Below are 18,600 nucleotides of genomic sequence, written 5' to 3'. Positions count from 1 at the left end.
ATGCCAGTGACGCTGCTCAAGGATACGGTTCGTGGCCGGGGTGACCGCATGGTTGTGGCTTTGCTGGCCACGGGCATTATCCTGCTCATCGTCGCGATCGTAGCGGCTGCGGTTACGCTGGGGTCGATTACCGAGGACACCGACGCGGTCGAGGCGACATTGCAGACGCAGGCCACGATCAGCCGCATTTCCACGCTGAACGAACAGACCGAAACGGGACGTCGCGGATATCTTATCAATGGCGACCGGTCGTTCGGTGCTATTACCCGCATCGCTACCGACGCCTTGCAGATCGAAGTTGATCGTGCCGCACCGATGGTTCAGGGTTTTCCAGATCAGCAGGAACGCTTCGCACGGCTTAGTCAGATGGTCGATGAACGCCAGGCGATCGTCGATCGATTGTTGGCATTGCCCCCGGAACGCCTTTCGGACGCCGCTGCCGAGAATTTCGATCTCGATCCCGGCGTGCAGCTGACCCGCAAGATCCGCACTTTGGCACTTGAAATGCTGAATGTGGAAAAAGACCGCCTGTCCCTGCGCAACCGAAGTCAGCTCGACTCGCTCAAGCGATTCTACGCCGTGGGCGGGATCGCGCTGCTGCTGTTGGTTGCGGTGATGGCTACTGTCGTCGTGGTCATGGTGCGTCACAACCGCGCAATCGCAGATGCCGAAGCGGAACTTCGCGTCGCGAACGAGGGGCTGGAGGGTGCGGTGGCCGAACGCACCACGGACTTGCGCCGCGCCAATGCCGAAATCCAGCGCTTCGCCTATATCGTCAGCCACGATCTGCGTTCACCGCTCGTCAACGTACTCGGCTTCACATCGGAAATGGATGCGGCTCGCGCCGTCATCCAGAAGCATCTCGACAATCTTCGCGAGAGCCACCCCGAACTTGCGACCAAGGATCTTGCCTATGCGGTGGAGGAGGATCTGCCCGAAGCGCTCGGCTTCATCCGCACTTCGACCGAAAAGATGGACCGGTTGATCAATTCGATCCTTGACCTGTCACGCCAGGGACGCCGCGTCCTGACGCCGGAAAACCTGGATATGCGACAGCTTACCGGCAATGTCGCCGATACGCTTTACCAGCGTGCGCAGGAAGAAGATGCAACAATCCTAATCGGCGAATTGCCGGAGGTAGAAAGTGATCGCATGGCGGTCGAACAGATCATGTCCAACCTTTTGGAAAACGCGATCAAATACCTCAGCCCGGACCGCAAGGGCGAAATCCGCATCGAGGGAGGCCGCTCGTTCGGGCAAGTTCATTTTGACGTGATCGACAACGGTCGCGGCATCGCGCCGAACGATCACGAACGCGTCTTCGACCTGTTCCGCCGTTCAGGCAAACAGGATAAGCCGGGCGAAGGCATCGGGCTGGCAAATGTCCGCGCCCTTGCTCATCGTCTAGGCGGAAATGTCACGGTCGAATCCGAACTTGACCGGGGCGCAACTTTCCGACTTTCACTCCCGACCAGATTTCGCCCGGTGGATGATCAAGCATGAACGCACAGAACCACGTGAACATCGTGATGATCGAGGATGACGAAGGTCATGCCCGACTGATCGAGAAGAACATTCGCCGCGCCAGTATATCCAACGATATCCGTCACTTCCTGGATGGAACGACGGCGCTGGATTATCTGTTCAACGATCCAGCCGGCCCTGCGCACAACGGTCCGGCGCTGATCCTGCTCGATTTGAATCTTCCCGACATGAGCGGCACTTCGATCCTCGAAAAGGTCAAAAGCGACGATCGCCTGCGCAGCACGCCGGTTGTCGTACTGACCACCACCGACGACAAGGTGGAAATCCAGCGCTGCTACGACCTGGGCTGCAACGTCTATGTGACCAAGCCGGTGAATTATGAAAGCTTCGCCGACGCGATCCGACAACTGGGCCTGTTCCTGTCGGTCATCCAGATCCCGCACGCCGGCGTCTGAGGCGGCAGAGGGGTTCGCGGGTTGCCGGGTAACAGCCGCATCCTTTATGTCGACGACGATGCCGCATTGCGGCGTCTGGTTCAACGCGCCCTCGAACGGCGCGGCTTCGATGTCGTGCCCGCCGAAAGCGCCGATGCCGCGCTCGAAATCCTGAATAACGAAGAGATCGCGCTGGTCGCCATCGATCACGAAATGCCCGGACGCGATGGGCTGTCACTGCTGGCCGACATCGTCGCGATGGACAATGCGCCGCCTGCCGTGTTCGTCACGGGAACCGATGAAACCCGCATCGCCGTCGCCGCCTTGAAATCCGGTGCATCGGACTTTGTGGTCAAGACGATAGGCAACGACTTTTTCGACCTGCTCGCCGGCAGCTTCACGCAGGCGTTGGAAAAAGTCGCCCTGACCCGAGCCAAGGCATTGGCCGAGCTTGAATTGCGCGCGGCGAACGAACGGCTCGAACTCATTCTTGGTGAAATCCACCACCGGATCGCCAACAGCCTCGCGATCGTGTCCACGTTCGTGTCGATGCAGGCACGCGCATCGGACGATCCCGCCACTTCCGCTGCGCTGGCGGAAACGAATTTCCGCATTCAGGCGGTCGCGCAAGTCCATCGGCGTCTGTACACATCGCCCAGCACCAACGTCGTGGAACTCGACGATTATCTCGCCAGCCTGATCGATGAGCTCAGGTCGAGCGTGACGACCGACAGGCAGAACGTCGTCTTGCGGCTTGACGCCGATCCGGTCGAGATCAAGCCCGATCATGCGGTTTCGATTGGCGTCATCGTCGCCGAACTGGTCAGTAACGCAATGAAGTACGCCTTTGTCGCGGGCGCGTCGGGAGAGATCAACGTAACACTCCGCGATACCGGCAACGGCGGCTTCAATCTGCAGGTGACCGACAACGGTCAGGGCTTCACGTTGGATCAGGCGGCCACCGGTAGCGGTCTTGGCATGCGGATCGTGAAGGCGATGGCCGCCGGTCTCAGTACCGAGCTTGTGCAAAGTCCATGCGACATCGGTAGCCGCCTTGCGTTGGACGTTCCTCCCCCGACTGCGTGATGCCGATCCGCGATCGTCGCGAGCAGATGACTCTGCGGCTCGCGATGCCAATCATTCAGGTCCGTAACCGCCTTGCCCTGCTGCGGCGCACAATATAGCGTCGCCGCCATTGCCAAACGGGAAACCCGCACGATCATGACGACACGTTTCGAAGGTACCAGCAACTATGTCGCCACCGATGACCTGAAGGTCGCGGTCAATGCCGCCGTGACCCTGCGCCGCCCACTTCTGGTCAAGGGTGAACCCGGGACCGGTAAGACGGTCCTTGCGCACGAAATCGCAAGCGCTGTCGGCGCACCGCTGATCGAATGGAACGTCAAATCGACGACCAAGGCGCAGCAGGGTCTTTACGAATACGACGCGGTCGCCCGCCTTCGCGACGGGCAGCTTGGCGACGCGCGCGTGCACGACATTTCCAACTATATCCGCAAGGGCAAGTTGTGGGAGGCGTTCACCGCGCCCGAACTGCCCGTGCTGTTAATCGACGAGATCGACAAGGCCGACATCGAGTTTCCGAACGACTTGCTGCAGGAACTCGATCGCATGAGTTTCGACGTTTACGAAACCGGCGAGCGGATCATCGCCAAGGAAAGACCGATCGTCGTCATCACCTCAAACAACGAAAAGGAATTGCCGGACGCATTCCTGCGCCGCTGTTTCTTTCACTACATCAAGTTCCCCGACGCCGACACGATGCGCGCGATCATCGAAGTCCACTTTCCCGGCATCCAGAAGGCGCTGGTGTCGAAGGCGATGGAGATGTTTTACGAACTGCGCGACGTGCCGGGGCTGAAGAAGAAGCCGAGCACGAGCGAATTGCTCGACTGGCTGAAGCTGCTGCTGGTCGAGGACATGCCGCTGGAGGTGTTGCAGGACCGCGATCCGACGAAGGCGATCCCGCCTTTGCATGGTGCCCTGCTCAAGAACGAGCAGGACGTGATGATGTTCGAACGGCTCGCATTCATGGCGCGAAGGCAGGGGCGGTGAGCGCGCCCTATCTTGGTCGATGCGCGTGCGGCGCGGTGCAAGTCCGCGCCGATGCGGAGCCGATCGCCACGCGGCAATGCTGGTGCCGCCAGTGCCAGTCGCTGGCCGCCGGCGGGCCGACCAACAATGCCATTTTCAATGTCGCCGCCGTGACGGTCGGGGGTGCCCTCGCCCATTCTACTTGGACTGCGGCAAGCGGAAATACGCTTTCGTTTCATTTCTGCCCCGCTTGCGGGACGCAAGTCTATGGCCAGAGCTCGGCCCGCCCCCACCTTTTGACCATGCGGTTCGGCATGCTGGATCAGCCGCACGGCCTGCGTCCGCAAATGGCGATCTGGACCGATGAGGCGCCCGATTGGGCAGTGATCGATCCTGCGTTGGAAAGCTGGCCGGGCCAGCCTCCCGCGCCTAACGCCCCGCCGACAGCCTGACGTCATGCTCCTCAACTTCCTCGACGAATTGCGCGCGGCGGGAATCCCCGCCAGCCTGAAAGAGCATCTCGTGCTGCTCGAGGCGCTCGAGCGCGAGGTTATCGAGCAGACGCCCGAAGCGTTCTATTACCTTTCGCGCGCGACCTTTGTGAAAGACGAGGGTTTGCTCGACCGTTTCGACCAGGTGTTCCACAAAGTCTTCAAGGGCGTTCTGACCGACTATGGCCAGGACGCGGTCGACATTCCCGAAGACTGGCTGAAGGCGGTGGCCGAGAAGTTTCTCAGCCCCGAGGAGATGGAAAAGATCAAGTCGCTGGGCGACTGGGACGAGATCATGAAGACGCTGAAGGAGCGGCTCGACGAACAGCAGGGGCGGCATCAGGGCGGCAGCAAGTGGATCGGCTCGGGTGGCACCAGCCCGTTCGGCAACGGCGGCTACAATCCCGAAGGTGTGCGGATCGGCGGAGAAAGCCGGCACAAGCGCGCCATCAAGGTCTGGGAAAAGCGCGAGTTCGCCAACCTCGACAACACCAAGGAACTGGGCACCCGCAACATCAAGATGGCGCTGCGTCGCCTGCGCCGGTTTGCGCGAGAGGGGGCGGCTGACGAGCTCGATCTAGATGCCACGATCAGCGGCACCGCGCGGCAGGGCTTTCTGGACATTCATATGCGCGCCGAAAAGCGCAATGCGGTGAAGCTGCTGCTGTTTCTCGACGTCGGCGGATCGATGGATCCGCACATCAAGCTTTGCGAAGAACTGTTCAGCGCCGCGCATTCCGAGTTCAAGAACCTGGAGTTCTTCTATTTCCACAATTGCCTTTACGAAGGCGTGTGGAAGGATAACCGCCGCCGTTGGGCAGAGCGGACGAACACATGGGACGTGCTCCATAAATACGGGCACGATTACAAGATCGTTTTCGTCGGCGATGCGGCGATGAGCCCCTATGAAATCAGCCACCCCGGCGGCAGCGTCGAACATATGAACGAAGAAGCCGGCCACGTCTGGCTCGAACGCGTGACGCACACCTATCCCGCCTGCGTCTGGCTCAATCCCGAACCACAGCGGATCTGGGATTATACTCAATCGAGCAAGATGGTCCGACAGTTGATGAACGACAGGATGTATCCGCTGACGCTCGACGGGCTGGACGACGCTATGCGTGAATTGAGCCGTAAACACGGCTGACGGGCACACCGTTGTACCTTCTTGGCGGCGGCATGTTTTCGCCTATCTTTTGATCATGACCAGACAACCTGCCCTGTTCATCGGACATGGATCGCCGATGACGATGATCACCGAAAACCCCGAACGCCGCGCGATGGAGGAATTGGGCCATCGACTGACACGCCCCGACGCGATCCTCGTCGTGACCGCGCATTGGGAAACTCGCGGCGAGACAAGGCTGACATCGGGTACGGCTCCGCCGATCATTCATGATTTCCGCGGATTTCCGCAGGCGCTGTTCGACATGCGCTATCCCGCGCCGGGTGCGCCCGAACTGGCTGAACGGGTAGCCGCCCTGATCGGCGCGACGGCGGTGCCGGATCTCGATCATGGCTTCGACCACGGAGTATGGGGAACACTGCTTCCGATGTTTCCCGACGCCGACATCCCGGTCGTCGCGATGAGCGTGGACATGACGCTGGATGGCGAAGGGCACCGGCAGATCGGAGAACGCCTTGCGCCGTTGCGCGACGAAAACGTGTTGATCGTGGGCAGCGGAAACGTGGTCCACAACCTTGCGCTATGGCGCGCAACTGCCGGAACACGGCCCGATTGGGCCGAGGATTTCCGCGCCCGCACAAATAACGCCCTGCTGAACCGTCGGGACGCTGACCTTACCGCATTTACCCCAGAAGACCACGCGGCCCAGGCCGCCGTCAACAGCGGGGAGCATTATGTGCCGCTGCTTTATCCGCTGGGCACGCGCCATCAGGATGACGAGGTCGCCCTGTTTAACGACACTATGGACGGCGCGCTGACGATGACATCGGTCCTGTGGGGCGATGCCTCAATGGTCGCGGGGCTTCAGTAAAGCAGCAGCGGGGCGATTTCGTTTCGCCACTTCGCCTCGTCCGCCGATGCGATCGTTTCGAGATCGGCAGCCGTGCTGGCCGCATCGTCAACCCATTCGCGCAAGGCAGGGCCGCCGTTGATGACGTCGATGGCAAGACGGTCGAATTCGTATTCGTAGGGGAAGTCCCGCCAGATCGGGTATTCAGGGTAGAGCCTGCGGATCGCCTTGAACGCCAGCGCCTGAAGACGCCACGGGCGGAACGCATGGTGGTCGTAGAACCCGCTTTCGGCATGGACCATCAGCCCATTGCACAACTTGCCAGCATGTTTGTGGAACGTCGGTTCGAACCAGCATTCGCGTATGGCGCAGCCGGCAAGCCAATCGGGGGCGAACGCCTGCATTTCGGCCAGCACAGCCTTTGCGTCGATGTCGGGCGCTCCGAACAGGACTTCCAACGGTCGGGTCGTGCCGCGGCCCTCGCTCAAGGTTGCGCCTTCGATCATTACGGTGCCCGCATAGGCGCGCGCCATGTTGACGTTTGCCGCATTGGGACTGGGATTGATCCAGATCCGGCTTTCGGGCCAGCCAAATCCCGGTCCCTCAGGCTGCCAGCCCTCCATCTCGACCACCCGGTATGCGACGTCGAGATTGAAGCGGCGCACGAACCATTGTCCCATTTCCCCCAGCGTCAGCCCGTGGCGCATGACCATCGGCCCCGCCCCGACAAAGCTTTCCTGCCCCGGCAGCAACAGCGTACCTTCGACCGGGCGCCCGGCGGGGTTCGGGCGATCGAGCACCCACACTTCCTTGCCGCTCTTCGCCGCTTCTTCCAACAGGTAAAGCAGCGTGGTGACGAAGGTGTAGATGCGGCAGCCGAGATCCTGCAGGTCGAACAGGAACACGTCCGCGGTGTCCATCATCGCTGCCGTTGGCCGGCGCACCTGCCCATAAAGGCTGAATACGGGGATGCCGAAGACGGGATCGGTTTCATCCGCCGTCTCGACCATGTTGTCCTGCTTGTCGCCTTTCAACCCGTGCTGCGGGCCAAAGGCGGACGTAACGTTGACCCCTGCCGCGATCAATGCGTCGAGCGAGTGGGTCAGGTCCCGGGTGACTGAAGCGGGATGGGCGACCAGCGCGACGCGGCGGCCATCAAGGCGCGCGCGCAGGGTTGCGTCGTCAAGGAGGCGATCGATACCGAATTTCATGGCGGCGCTGGTGCTTCAAGCCGCGCCGTGAAGCAAGCGGCATTGTGGAAATCGGGTTTTTCGCCTGTGTGGGCGAGCGCCCAGAACGACTTTTGCCCGCCCTGTTCTTCGAGCACGACACTGAAACCGGCCATGGTAAAGCCCGCCAGGTCCTGCGCGCTCAGGGTCACGTTCACCGTCAGCAAGCGATCGCCAGACTGCGCCACGATTTCGGGTATTGCCGTCGGATCGAAGTCCCGCATCCCGGCGCGATAGCCGTCGAAGTCGTAGATCGCCCAACGGCCAGAGGTTGCGAAATTAAACTCGCGATAGGTGCCGTCATCGTTTTTCGCGAACAGTTCGAAGCAGGTCGTCTGCCACAATTCGTCCTGTCGGCCCCGTCCGGAAAATTCCGGCACGACAAGCTCGGCGATCCCGTCGATCCGATAACGGGCCATCGCCAAACCGGGCTTGGGGAAAATGACTTCGGCTTCGACCGCACGAACCGCCAGCGGCGGGTGCGACGGATGGGGGATCAGTGGAACCATGTCGGGTATCTAGCGTCCCTGCTCTGCGTCGCGCAATCGGCTATCGCCCGCAACTTGTGCAGAGCCTTTGCCTCGAGCCGTGCCCGTGCTACGCGCGCCGCGCCATGACCAAATACACATCTGCCCTGCTCCGCCTTTTCGACGAACGCGGCTACATTCACCAGCTGACCGATGCCGCCGGACTCGACAAGCTCGCCGGTCAGCAAGTCGTGCCGGGCTATATCGGTTTCGACGCTACCGCGCCGTCGCTCCATGTCGGGGGCCTTGTGCAGATCATGCTCCTGCGCCGATTGCAGCAGGCTGGGCACAAACCGATCGTGGTGATGGGCGGCGGCACGACGAAAGTCGGCGATCCTTCGGGCAAGGACGAAAGCCGTCGGATGCTTACGTCCGAGGCGATCGACGACAACATCGCTTCGATTCGCACGGTCTTCGAACGGATGCTGACATTCGGCGACGGCCCGACCGACGCAGTTATGATCAACAACGACGATTGGCTGTCGCAGCTTTCGTACATCGACTTGCTGCGCGATGTCGGCCCACACTTCACGATCAACCGGATGCTGACCTTCGATTCCGTAAAGCTGCGGCTTGATCGAGAACAGCCGCTGACCTTCCTCGAGTTCAACTACATGATCCTTCAGGCCTATGATTTCCGCACCCTGGCGCTGAATTACGGCTGTCGCCTGCAGATGGGCGGATCGGATCAGTGGGGCAATATTGTTAACGGGATCGAGCTTGGCCGCCGCATGGACGGGACCGAACTGTTCGGCGTGACCACACCGTTGCTGACCACGGCAAGCGGCGCGAAAATGGGCAAGACCGCCGCTGGGGCCGTCTGGCTGAACGAAGACCTGCTGCCGCATTACGATTTCTGGCAATACTGGCGCAATTGCGACGATGCCGACGTAGGCCGCTTCCTACGCCTTTTCACCGATGTGCCTCTCGAAGAAATCGTCAGCCTCGAATCGCTTGAAGGCGCGGCTATCAACGATGCCAAGGTGCGGCTCGCCAACGAAGTGACGGCGCTGGTGCGCGGCGCGGATGCGGCGGCGGCGGCAGAGGCTACCGCGCGCGAGACGTTCGCGGGCAGCGGGCTTGGCGCAGACCTTCCGACGCTCGACCTTCCGTCCGATGGGATGGCGGTCGGCGCCGCCCTCACCGCACTGGGCTTCACAAGTTCGAACGGAGAGGCCAAGCGCAAGATCGCAGAGGGCGCGGTCAAGCTGGACGATGCGCCGATCGGCGACGCAGCGCAGGTGATCTCGCTAGCTCCGGGTTCGAACGCGCGGCTCAGCCTCGGCAAGAAAAAGCACGCCATCCTGCGCGGCTAGCGAATGGGTAAATGTCGGATTTTCAAATGATCCCGGCATCTGCATTTACTATTTATTCGCCATTGGCGGTTACCTTCTGCCTATCGGTCAGGAGGAAACGAGATAGTGATGGGCGGTGCGCAACTTTCGGTGACGGACCTCCGCCAGGCCGCTCGTCATCCGGTCGATTTTCCCGTCCTTGCCGAACATCGGCGGTTGGGCGACATCCATCTTCGAATCACGAACATTTCGGCCAACGGGTTTATGGTCGACGGTGAAGTGGTCGTGGGCCGTGGTGAACGCGTCATCATCCGCCTGCCTGATATCGGCCGCATCGAAGCGCACGTGATCTGGGTCGCCGACGACCGCGCCGGATTCCAGTTCGAACGCATCTTACGCCCAGACGCATTCGTCGCGATGGTCAACCACATGCAACCCCGCGCCAAGCCCAGGCCCCGCCTGCGCAGGTAACCGGGCGTGCACTGCCTTGTAATCCACGGGCGCACACCGCACATCATCGGCCATGTCTGATTTACTTTTGAAAAACATCGCGCTGTTGATCGACGCGGATAACACTACCCCCACGGGGATCGATCCAGTGCTCACCGTGCTAGCCGAATTGGGGCAGGTGAATATCCGCCGAGCCTATGGCAACTGGGCCAAGCGCAACCTTGCGAACTGGAGCACTATCTCAAACCGGTATGGCATCCGGCCCCAACAACAATTCGACCTAACCAAGGGCAAGAACGCCACTGACATGGCGATGACGATCGACGCGATCGACCTGCTTTACCAAGGCAAGGTCGACGGCTTCGGCATCATGAGCAGCGACAGCGATTTTACGCCGCTGGTCACGCGCCTGCGTCAGGACGGACTTACCGTCTATGGCTTCGGCAGCGCCAAGACGCCCGACGCGTTCAAGGCCGCTTGCACCCGTTTCATCGATATCGATGCCCTGATCAAGCAGAGCAAGGCCGACGCGCCCGATGCAACGCCCGCCGAAAAGGCGTCCAGCGCCCCGGCCCAGATCGACGCAGACCTGATCGAACTGCTGGGCAAGGCGTGGAAAGCTGCGCGCCGCGACGAGGATGGCTTTGCCCCCCTCAACGAGATCGGGCAAATTGCGGGTAACAGGTCGAGCTTCGACGTGCGAAACTACGGCTTCGAGCGGCTGATCGAACTGTTCCGCGAATTGACCCAGTTCGAGGTCGTGATGCGCAACGACCAGCCTTTCGTGCGCCGCCTGCGCTGACACGAAAAAGGGCGGCCCCGTCAGGAGCCGCCCAAATTCATCGTCACCAACTTATCGTCGGTTTAGCGTCAGGGTCAGCCGACCTTGTCATTAACATAAGCGATCCACAGGCGCGCCAGTTGCGAGCGGGTCGGACCCGAAACCTGCGAGAACGTTGCCTTGGCTTCGTCGAACTTGCCCTGATCGGCAAGCGCGATGCCAAGCCCCGTCAGCGCGCGATCCTTGTCGGCGACATTGCCTGCCAGTGCCTTGCGATACATCGCTTCGGCATCGGCGCCCTTGCCGTAACCGAGGAACGTGTCGCCAACCGCCATCGCCGCAGAAGCGTCAAGCGAAGCTTTGGAGTCGGCAGTCAGTTCCTTGAGCACAGTGTCGTAACGCGATTTGGCCAAGGTCAGTTCGTCCGAAGCAAGGCTGTTACTGGACTTGAGCACGCCGGCAGCGATGCCCTTTTCAACCAGCGCCTTGACCTCTGCCGGGCGGCGACGGGCGTCGGCTGCCTGGAGATAGGCCGAATACTGCTGCGGCATGCTGAGCGCATCGGCGCGATACATCAGGCGCAGAAGATCGAGTTCCTCTTCCTTGCCGAAACGCGACAGGGCAGACAGAACCTTGAACGCCTCGGTCCGGTATTCCGCGCGCGGCTTGCTTTCCAGTACGCGAACCGCCCACAGCGCCGCCTGATCGTTCAGACCATTGTTGGCCGCGATAGCGAGACCGCGGAAAGCGTCGGCATCGCTGGCCGGCTGACCGGCGGCGGCGCGAACCTTGATGCCTTGCTCCAGCATCGACAGTGCCTGTGCGAAATTCTTTTCCTGAACGTAGGTTTCGGTGAGAACCACCGGAATCTGGGGGTCGTTCGGCAACAGCGTTGCGGCCTGTTGAAGATAGCCGCGCGCGCCCGGATAATCCTTGAGGTTATAGGCAAGCTGGCCCGCGGCGAGATAAACGTTGCCCTGCTGCTCGGCAGGCACCTTGGCGCTGTCGATCATCAGTTTGATGCCCTGATACTGCATCGCGGCGTCGGTGGTCTTGGTTCCGATGTTGTAGATCACCTGACCGCCAGCGAGCTTTTCGTCGGCCGACGAAAGCAAGGCGGCAAGCGCCGGAACTTCCGCCTTTGCAGAAGCCGGATCAGCGGCAGCCTTTTCGGAAAGCGGCTGATAAACCTTGATGAATTCGGCGGAATATTCACCCCCGCCGCTCTTCTTCTTGGCGGCAAGCGCAGGCGTGGCGGCAAGACCGACCATGCCGACCGAACCGAGCGAAAGCGCCACAACCATGGCGGCACGCGAAAACGAACGCTTCATATCAACTCCTCAAAGCCATCCTGGCGAAAGGCACCCATCCCGGAATGCTCCCTCGCCAAAAATCCCAATTCCGCAAACGCACATGCCGATATTTGCCAATCAAGGCAACCGACAGCAGGCACGCGGCTCTTGCATCCTGAATAGTGGGCCACAAGTGAATGCGCATTGAATAAGGCGACAATGCGCCCCACATCCGCGTCGGGCCGCGACCAACCCGCCAATTGTGGAAAAAGCGCGGATTTTCGGGCGCTCGCAGGCGGGTCCGCTGGCTATTTCACCCCCCCTCCCCTAGTGGTTTTCGACAATCAATAGACCGAGCAGCAAGAGCCGCCATCACGTGAACGACATGACCGACACCGCCCCCCTTCCCGGTGGCTCCGACATTCAGCCGATCGACATCGTCGACGAGATGAAGTCTAGCTATCTCGACTATGCGATGAGCGTCATCGTAAGCCGCGCGCTGCCCGACGTGCGCGATGGCTTGAAGCCTGTTCATCGCCGCATTCTCTATGCCAGCCAGGAAGGCGGCTTCGTCGCCGGGCGCCCTTATCGCAAGAGCGCGAAGATCGTCGGCGATACGATGGGCAACTACCATCCGCACGGCGACAGCTCGATCTACGATGCGCTGGCGCGGATGACGCAGGACTGGTCGATGCGCCTTCCGCTCATCGACGGTCAGGGCAACTTCGGATCGATGGACCCCGATCCGCCGGCCTCGATGCGTTACACCGAAGCGCGTCTGGCCAAGGTCGCCAATTCGCTGCTCGACGATCTCGACAAGGATACTGTCGATTTTGCCGACAACTACGATGGATCGCGTCGCGAGCCCACCGTGCTTCCGGCGCGTTTCCCGAACCTGCTGGTCAATGGCGCGGGCGGCATCGCGGTCGGCATGGCGACCAATATCCCGCCGCACAACTTGGGCGAAGTGATCGATGGCTGCCTGGCCATGATCGAAAACCCGGCGATTACCGTCGACGAACTGTTCGAAATCATTCCCGGCCCGGATTTCCCGACGGCGCCGCTGATTCTTGGCCAGACGGGCGCACGCAACGCCTATCGTGAAGGTCGCGGTTCGATCCTGCAGCGATGCCGCCACGAGATCGAGGAAAAGCGCGGCGACCGCCGTTCGATCGTGCTTACCTCGATCCCCTTCCAGGTCGGCAAGTCGAACCTTGTCGAAAAGATCGCCGAGGCCGCTAAGGAAAAGCGGATCGAAGGCGTGTCCGACATCCGCGACGAATCCAACCGCGAAGGTATGCGAGTCGTGATCGACCTGAAGCGCGATGCTTCGCCCGAGGTCGTTCTCAACCAGATCTGGCGCTACACGCCCGCGCAGTCGAGCTTCCCGGCCAACATGCTGGCGATCCGGGGCGGTCGTCCCGAAGTGCTGAACCTTCGCGACATCCTCCAAAGCTTCATCCATTTCCGCGAAACGGTTATCACCCGTCGCACCAAGTTCGAACTGAACAAGGCGCGCGAACGGGCGCACATTTTGCTCGGCCTCGTCATCGCCGTGTCGAACCTCGACGAAGTCGTTCGCATCATCCGCGGTTCGGCCAGCCCCGTCATCGCCCGCGAATCGCTGCTTAAGCGCGAATGGCCGATGGGCGATATCGCGCCTTACATCCGGCTGGTCGAAGCGATCGAGGATGACGACAAGCTTGACGAGGCGCCGACCTATACTCTTTCGGAAACGCAGGTCCGCGCCATTCTCGACCTGAGGCTCCATCGCCTGACCGCCATGGGGCGCGAGGAAATTGGCGAGGAGCTGGAGAAGCTTTCCATCGACATTACCGGCTATCTCGCGATCCTTGGCGATCGGGTGAAGCTGTACCAGGTGATCACCGACGAACTTCGCGAAGTCCGCGATGCCTATGCCACGCCGCGCGTTTCCGAAATCGCGCCTGCGTGGGACGGGATCGAGGACGAGGACCTGATCGAACGCGACGACATGGTCGTGACGGTCACGCTCGACGGTTATATCAAGCGCACCCCGCTTTCTACTTTCCGCGCTCAGGCTCGCGGCGGCAAGGGCCGCGCCGGTATGGCGACGAAGGAAGAGGACGCGGTCACCAACCTATTCGTTACCAGCACCCACAACCCCGTCCTGTTCTTCTCCACCGCAGGCAAGGTTTACCGGATGAAGGTCTGGAAACTGCCCGAGGGCGGACCGGCAACGCGCGGGCGACCGATGGTCAACCTGCTGCCGCTGGACAAGGACGAGACGATCCAGACCGTGCTTCCCCTTCCCGAAAACGAAGAGGAATGGGGCAACCTGCACGTCATGTTCGCAACCGGCAACGGCACGGTTCGCCGAAATTCGATGGGGTCGTTCACCAACATCCCCTCGAACGGCAAGATCGCGATGCGGTTCGATGACGACAGCGACGATTATCTCGTCGGCGTCCGCCTGCTTTCGCCGCAGGACGATGTTCTGCTCGCCAGCCGCGAAGGCAAGGCAATCCGCTTTGCAGGAGAAGACGTGCGCGAATTCCAGTCCCGCACCTCTACCGGCGTGCGCGGCATGACGCTGAAGGGCGAGGACAAGGTTATTTCGATTTCCGTGCTCAACGGTGCAGAGCTCAAGGAACGTGATGAATATCTGCGGTCTGCGCCGTGGAAGGACAACGAGAACGAGCCGACGCTCGATGCCGAAACCATGGCGCGGATGGAGGAGAACGAAGAGTTCATCCTCACCATTTGCGCCAACGGCTATGGCAAGATCAGCTCTGCATACGAATATCGCCGCACGGGGCGCGGTGGGCAGGGCATCACCAACATCGACAATATCGAACGCAACGGTCCGGTCGTCGCCAGCTTCCCAGCGCACAAGGGCGAGCAGTTGATCCTCGTCACCGATCAGGCGAAGCTCATCCGCATGCCGCTGACTTCGCTAAGGGTCATCGGGCGTGGTTCCGCCGGTGTCCGTCTGTTCGACGTGGCCAAGGGCGAGCATGTCGTGGGTGCTGCCCGGATCGACGAAGAAGAATCGCCCGAGAACGAAGCCGAAGAAGCTATCGTCGAGGAGATGATCGGCCGTCACGCGGACGACACCACTCCCGAAACCACAATGGACCGCGACGACCCGCCGCCCTCGGACGACTGATGCCGATCGCCGCTGACGCTCAGGCGTCGGCGGCGCGTCGCAGGCCGCTCACCACCCCGGTCGCGATCAGCAGCTGGCCTGCATAATAGAGCGGCCAGACGACTGTGGAATCTAGCGAGCTATCGCGCATCAACGGCCCGCTGATGGAAAAAAGCACAAGTTCGGACACCACGAACAGCATTGCGCCCGCGCCCACCCGATATCGCGAGAAACGGCTCGTCCATGCCATCGCGGCCATGATGCCGATCAGCAGCCCATATCCGGTCACGAGTTGGCGGCCATCCACGCCGGGAAGCAGGTACCACGCGATGATCGGTACCGTGATGACCAAAAGGATCGCCAGCAGTTTCTGCGAAGTGGCCAACATCGCGCGACGATTACGGGCATAAAGCCAGACCGCAAGAAACAACGAGAGGGCCATGATCGTGCCTGCCGCAAGGTAATGCAGCTCGCTCATCGCATCGGCCATGGCAGCCGTGGCCATTATTCCCGAAAGGATCGTTCCGTCGGTCCCAAGGTGGCGTTGAAACGCATAGATCGCCAGCAGAGCGAGGGGCACTGCCTTCCACACCATCTTGTAAAGCCCAGGGACCATGTCACTATCGGAAAATGCCCACCAGGCCAGGGCGACCAACAAGCTGGCGAACAGCCACGGTCGGCGTTCAATCAGGGCACGCCTTACCATTGTGCCGAATCCATGCGCCTGCCCCTTTTTCTGCGACTTGGCCGTCTCTTTGCATTTGCATAGTGGGATAGGCAATCGCTAACCGGCTCGTATGACACACACCGTCCACATCATCGGCGGCGGCCTCGCAGGTAGCGAAGCGGCATGGCAACTCGCTAACAGGGGCGTGCGCGTCCGCCTCTCCGAAATGCGCGGGGCCGGCCTTCCGGACGGAGGCGGCCGTTCGCCCGCGCATCAGGGCGACGGGCTGGCGGAGCTTGTGTGTTCCAATTCGTTCCGTTCCGACGATGACACCGCCAACGCGGTCGGACTGCTGCACTACGAAATGCGCGCCTGCAATTCGCTAATGATGCGCGCCGCCCACGAAGCGCAAGTGCCGGCGGGATCGGCGCTGGCGGTGGACCGCGACGTATTTTCCGCGCACGTCGAACGCGCGCTGTCCGAACATCCCAATGTCGAAGTCGTGCGCGAACGGATCGACACGCTCCCGGCTCTGGGACTGACCATCGTCGCCACCGGCCCACTGACCGCCGCCGGTCTGGCCGCGAGCATAGGGGCTGCGACAGGTGCCGACAGTCTCGCGTTTTTCGACGCCATCGCGCCCATCGTCTATCGCGATTCCATCGACATGGACATCTGCTGGATCCAGTCGCGCTGGGACAAGAAGACCGAAGCGTCGAACGAGGACGGCGATTACATCAACTGTCCGATGACCCGCGATCAGTACCTCGCATTCCGGGAGGGCCTGCTCGATGGCGAAAAGACCGAATTCAAGCAGTGGGAAGCTGACACGCCCTATTTCGAAGGCTGCATGCCGGTCGAGGTCATGGCCGCGCGGGGTGAGGATACGCTGCGCTTCGGTCCGATGAAGCCGGTCGGGCTCGACAACCCGCGCGACGCCACACCGGAATTCCCGCAAGGGCGCTGGCCCTATGCCGTGGTGCAGCTGCGTCAGGACAACAAGCTGGGCACGCTGTGGAACATGGTCGGGTTCCAGACGAAGTTGAAGCATGCGGCACAAGTTGCGCTGTTCCGCACCATTCCGGGTCTTGCGAATGCCGAATTCGCTCGACTGGGCGGATTGCACCGCAACACTTTCCTCAATTCCCCCATTCTGCTCGATCGCCAGTTGAGGCTGAAGACGGCGCCGCACGTCCGCTTTGCCGGACAGATCACGGGATGCGAAGGTTATGTCGAAAGTTCCGCCGTGGGCATGTTGGCCGGCATGATGACCGCCGCCGAACTGGCAGGCGAACATTGGGAAAGCCCGCCGCGCACCACCGCGATGGGCGCTTTGCTGTCGCACATCACGGGCGATGCCGAAGCTTCGAGTTATCAGCCGATGAACGTCAATTTCGGCTTGTTCCCCATGCCCGACGACAAAGTTCGCAAAAAGGATCGCAAGCGCGCCTATACCGACAGGGCAAAACGCGACCTGTCAGCATGGCTGGGGAATATGCAGGTTTCGGAACCTGCCTAGCAGGCGCAGCGCGGCTTGGGCTTTTTCGCCGGTCGCGTCGTGGCGAACTCTGCAGGCGTCAACCGGTCGTCGCCATTGGCGTCGGCCCCCTCGAACTTGTCGGCCGTCGCAAAGGCCCATTCCTCGAACGTCAGCAGGTTGTTGCTGTCCTTGTCCAGCTTGCGAAACGTGCCGACGCGGGTCGAGAGCATTTCGTTGCGGGTGACGATGAGATCGCGATTGATGTCGTAACGGGCAAAGCGCCGCTGTTCGTCGCTGGGCTTGACCGCCGTCGGCAAGGCCGGTCCCCGCATATCGGCGACATCAGCGCTGGGCAGTGCTTGCGGCTGTGGCGATGTCGATGCCTGTGGGGCCACGGGGGGCGCCAGCCCCTCAGCCTCAATCGCGCGCCCCTGCCACCAGAACAGCCCCATCGCCACCAGCATCAGCGCGCCAAAGGCCCCCACCAGCAAACGGTTCATCGCTTATCTCCTGTCAATCGCAGGGTAACCCATTGCGGCGGCGGCGAAAGCCACTCTGCCTTTTCATCAACGACCGAATAGGCCGATGCGCAGGGCCAATGCGAAATTGCCCAACCCGCCGCCACGGCGACGAGCGAGCGCGTCGAGAATCGCGACGGGTCGCAAGAGCCGTGCCGCCGTGCCGTCCGTGGCCGGTGCGGATCTGACGAGCGCCACGACGCGGTCGTTTTCGGTGCGGTCTGACAAATGCGCAGCGATATCGTGCAGCGCCCAGACGTATCCGCGTCCGCTCGCCTCAATCTCAAGCTCCGCCGCATCGCAAATGCGGACCAGCGCCGCGATCGCCTCCGCCCTCGCCCCGGCCAGCGCCGCAAACGCCGCGGCATCCAGCGGCGCGTCGCCGATCAGCGCTTCCCAACCGTCGGCAAGACCGGCAAGCGCCAAGCGCTCGCTGTCCCATGCGGTCAGGGCGGCGAGCAGCGGCTCTCCCGCCGGTCGACTGGCGGCAGGCTGCGCCAGCGTCTCTCGCCACCAGGCAAGCCGCATCTGCGCCAGCATCGGCTCGGCTCCCGTGGCGAGGATATTGGCGAATCGCCGATCCAGCGCGAAGAACCCGGTCCAAAGCTCCCTCGCCCGCAACGGCGCGTGGCTGATCGCCATGCGCACCGGCGGCGGCAGAGACTGGTTCAGATCGTCATAAATGGCCCGCAACTCAGGCTGATGTGTCCCTAACACCTTGTTAACCTTGTTCCTTCAAGCCCTGATTACCAGAAAACGCCTAACCTCTTCGCGTGTCCCCCTGTCCGCCACGCCA

General features: G+C 61.5%; 18 protein-coding genes. 12 read left to right on the top strand and 6 right to left on the bottom strand.

Annotated elements, in window-relative coordinates:
• The 7 genes from EKN06_RS02520 to ygiD all read left to right on the top strand — a co-directional run bounded on the left by EKN06_RS02520 (position 1) and on the right by ygiD (position 6,459).
• Positions 1-1,503, top strand: a complete 1,503-nt coding sequence (locus tag EKN06_RS02520) for a sensor histidine kinase (RefSeq protein ID WP_127611288.1) — start codon at positions 1-3, stop codon at positions 1,501-1,503.
• Positions 1,500-1,940 (top strand): response regulator, encoded by a 441-nt coding sequence (locus EKN06_RS02515; RefSeq protein ID WP_127611287.1) that lies wholly within the window; start codon positions 1,500-1,502, stop codon positions 1,938-1,940. The genes EKN06_RS02520 and EKN06_RS02515 overlap by 4 nt, the downstream gene beginning before the upstream one ends.
• Before the next feature lie 21 nt (positions 1,941-1,961).
• Positions 1,962-3,005: a sensor histidine kinase gene (locus EKN06_RS02510; RefSeq protein ID WP_127611286.1), complete on the top strand. Its 1,044-nt coding sequence runs from the start codon at positions 1,962-1,964 to the stop codon at positions 3,003-3,005.
• A 135-nt stretch (positions 3,006-3,140) separates the two neighbouring features.
• Positions 3,141-3,992: an AAA family ATPase gene (locus tag EKN06_RS02505; RefSeq protein WP_127611285.1), complete on the top strand. Its 852-nt coding sequence runs from the start codon at positions 3,141-3,143 to the stop codon at positions 3,990-3,992.
• Positions 3,989-4,423, top strand: coding sequence for a GFA family protein (locus EKN06_RS02500; RefSeq protein ID WP_127611284.1), 435 nt, complete (start codon positions 3,989-3,991; stop codon positions 4,421-4,423). Before EKN06_RS02505 ends, EKN06_RS02500 begins: the two co-directional genes overlap by 4 nt.
• A gap of 4 nt (positions 4,424-4,427) precedes the next feature.
• Positions 4,428-5,609, top strand: coding sequence for a vWA domain-containing protein (locus EKN06_RS02495; protein WP_127611283.1), 1,182 nt, complete (start codon positions 4,428-4,430; stop codon positions 5,607-5,609).
• Between the two features lie 55 nt (positions 5,610-5,664).
• Positions 5,665-6,459: a 4,5-DOPA-extradiol-dioxygenase gene (ygiD, locus tag EKN06_RS02490; RefSeq protein WP_127611282.1), complete on the top strand. Its 795-nt coding sequence runs from the start codon at positions 5,665-5,667 to the stop codon at positions 6,457-6,459.
• Here the strand turns inward: ygiD and EKN06_RS02485 are convergent.
• A complete protein-coding gene (locus EKN06_RS02485) occupies positions 6,453-7,649 on the bottom strand; it encodes an exo-beta-N-acetylmuramidase NamZ family protein (RefSeq protein ID WP_127611281.1) in 1,197 nt (398 codons plus the stop codon). The genes ygiD and EKN06_RS02485 overlap by 7 nt on opposite strands.
• Positions 7,646-8,176: a DOMON-like domain-containing protein gene (locus EKN06_RS02480; RefSeq protein WP_127611280.1), complete on the bottom strand. Its 531-nt coding sequence runs from the start codon at positions 8,174-8,176 to the stop codon at positions 7,646-7,648. The genes EKN06_RS02485 and EKN06_RS02480 overlap by 4 nt, the downstream gene beginning before the upstream one ends.
• A 104-nt stretch (positions 8,177-8,280) precedes the next feature.
• On the opposite strand from EKN06_RS02480, the gene tyrS reads away from it, so the two are divergent.
• From tyrS to EKN06_RS02465, 3 genes are all read left to right on the top strand, one after another.
• The gene (gene tyrS, locus EKN06_RS02475; protein ID WP_127611279.1) at positions 8,281-9,510 is read left to right on the top strand and encodes a tyrosine--tRNA ligase; all 1,230 of its coding nucleotides are present in this window, start codon (positions 8,281-8,283) and stop codon (positions 9,508-9,510) included.
• A 108-nt stretch (positions 9,511-9,618) separates the two neighbouring features.
• A complete protein-coding gene (locus EKN06_RS02470; protein WP_164843906.1) occupies positions 9,619-9,960 on the top strand; it encodes a PilZ domain-containing protein in 342 nt (113 codons plus the stop codon).
• 52 nt (positions 9,961-10,012) lie between these two features.
• Positions 10,013-10,741, top strand: coding sequence for an NYN domain-containing protein (locus tag EKN06_RS02465; protein ID WP_127611277.1), 729 nt, complete (start codon positions 10,013-10,015; stop codon positions 10,739-10,741).
• A gap of 74 nt (positions 10,742-10,815) precedes the next feature.
• Here EKN06_RS02465 and EKN06_RS02460 read toward each other — a convergent pair whose 3' ends face one another.
• Positions 10,816-12,051, bottom strand: coding sequence for a tetratricopeptide repeat protein (locus tag EKN06_RS02460; RefSeq protein ID WP_127611276.1), 1,236 nt, complete (start codon positions 12,049-12,051; stop codon positions 10,816-10,818).
• A 346-nt stretch (positions 12,052-12,397) separates the two neighbouring features.
• Between EKN06_RS02460 and gyrA the strand changes: the two genes are divergently transcribed.
• The gene (gene gyrA / locus EKN06_RS02455) at positions 12,398-15,160 is read left to right on the top strand and encodes a DNA gyrase subunit A (RefSeq protein WP_127611275.1); all 2,763 of its coding nucleotides are present in this window, start codon (positions 12,398-12,400) and stop codon (positions 15,158-15,160) included.
• A 19-nt stretch (positions 15,161-15,179) separates the two neighbouring features.
• On the opposite strand, the gene EKN06_RS02450 is transcribed toward gyrA, so the two are convergent.
• Positions 15,180-15,845, bottom strand: coding sequence for a lysoplasmalogenase family protein (locus EKN06_RS02450; RefSeq protein WP_127611274.1), 666 nt, complete (start codon positions 15,843-15,845; stop codon positions 15,180-15,182).
• Between the two features lie 91 nt (positions 15,846-15,936).
• On the opposite strand from EKN06_RS02450, the gene trmFO reads away from it, so the two are divergent.
• The gene (gene trmFO, locus EKN06_RS02445; RefSeq protein WP_127611273.1) at positions 15,937-17,325 is read left to right on the top strand and encodes a methylenetetrahydrofolate--tRNA-(uracil(54)-C(5))-methyltransferase (FADH(2)-oxidizing) TrmFO; all 1,389 of its coding nucleotides are present in this window, start codon (positions 15,937-15,939) and stop codon (positions 17,323-17,325) included.
• Here trmFO and EKN06_RS02440 read toward each other — a convergent pair.
• Both EKN06_RS02440 and EKN06_RS02435 read right to left on the bottom strand, forming a co-directional pair.
• Entirely contained in the window at positions 17,322-17,786 is a 465-nt protein-coding gene (locus EKN06_RS02440) for an EF-hand domain-containing protein (protein WP_127611272.1), read from the bottom strand. The genes trmFO and EKN06_RS02440 overlap by 4 nt on opposite strands.
• 66 nt (positions 17,787-17,852) lie before the next feature.
• A complete protein-coding gene (locus tag EKN06_RS02435; RefSeq protein ID WP_127611271.1) occupies positions 17,853-18,521 on the bottom strand; it encodes a hypothetical protein in 669 nt (222 codons plus the stop codon).
• Positions 18,522-18,600 lie beyond the last annotated feature (79 nt).

The sequence above is a fragment of the Croceicoccus ponticola genome (genome assembly GCF_004004515.1).
Lineage (GTDB): Bacteria > Pseudomonadota > Alphaproteobacteria > Sphingomonadales > Sphingomonadaceae > Croceicoccus > Croceicoccus ponticola.
This window is presented reverse-complemented; position numbering and strand designations above follow the sequence as displayed.

Excerpts from the sequence above, each read along its gene's own strand:
- EKN06_RS02440 (WP_127611272.1), bottom strand. The coding sequence starts at position 17,786 with ATGAACCGTTTGCTGGTGGGGGCCTTTGGCGCGCTGATGCTGGTGGCG.
- EKN06_RS02495 (WP_127611283.1), top strand. The coding sequence starts at position 4,428 with ATGCTCCTCAACTTCCTCGACGAATTGCGCGCGGCGGGAATCCCCGCC.
- EKN06_RS02515 (WP_127611287.1), top strand. The coding sequence starts at position 1,500 with ATGAACGCACAGAACCACGTGAACATCGTGATGATCGAGGATGACGAA.
- EKN06_RS02520 (WP_127611288.1), top strand. The coding sequence starts at position 1 with ATGCCAGTGACGCTGCTCAAGGATACGGTTCGTGGCCGGGGTGACCGC.
- ygiD (WP_127611282.1), top strand. The coding sequence starts at position 5,665 with ATGACCAGACAACCTGCCCTGTTCATCGGACATGGATCGCCGATGACG.
- EKN06_RS02505 (WP_127611285.1), top strand. The coding sequence starts at position 3,141 with ATGACGACACGTTTCGAAGGTACCAGCAACTATGTCGCCACCGATGAC.
- EKN06_RS02485 (WP_127611281.1), bottom strand. The coding sequence starts at position 7,649 with ATGAAATTCGGTATCGATCGCCTCCTTGACGACGCAACCCTGCGCGCG.
- EKN06_RS02450 (WP_127611274.1), bottom strand. The coding sequence starts at position 15,845 with ATGGTAAGGCGTGCCCTGATTGAACGCCGACCGTGGCTGTTCGCCAGC.
- EKN06_RS02470 (WP_164843906.1), top strand. The coding sequence starts at position 9,619 with ATGGGCGGTGCGCAACTTTCGGTGACGGACCTCCGCCAGGCCGCTCGT.
- EKN06_RS02460 (WP_127611276.1), bottom strand. The coding sequence starts at position 12,051 with ATGAAGCGTTCGTTTTCGCGTGCCGCCATGGTTGTGGCGCTTTCGCTC.
- EKN06_RS02480 (WP_127611280.1), bottom strand. The coding sequence starts at position 8,176 with ATGGTTCCACTGATCCCCCATCCGTCGCACCCGCCGCTGGCGGTTCGT.
- gyrA (WP_127611275.1), top strand. The coding sequence starts at position 12,398 with ATGACCGACACCGCCCCCCTTCCCGGTGGCTCCGACATTCAGCCGATC.
- EKN06_RS02465 (WP_127611277.1), top strand. The coding sequence starts at position 10,013 with ATGTCTGATTTACTTTTGAAAAACATCGCGCTGTTGATCGACGCGGAT.
- tyrS (WP_127611279.1), top strand. The coding sequence starts at position 8,281 with ATGACCAAATACACATCTGCCCTGCTCCGCCTTTTCGACGAACGCGGC.
- trmFO (WP_127611273.1), top strand. The coding sequence starts at position 15,937 with ATGACACACACCGTCCACATCATCGGCGGCGGCCTCGCAGGTAGCGAA.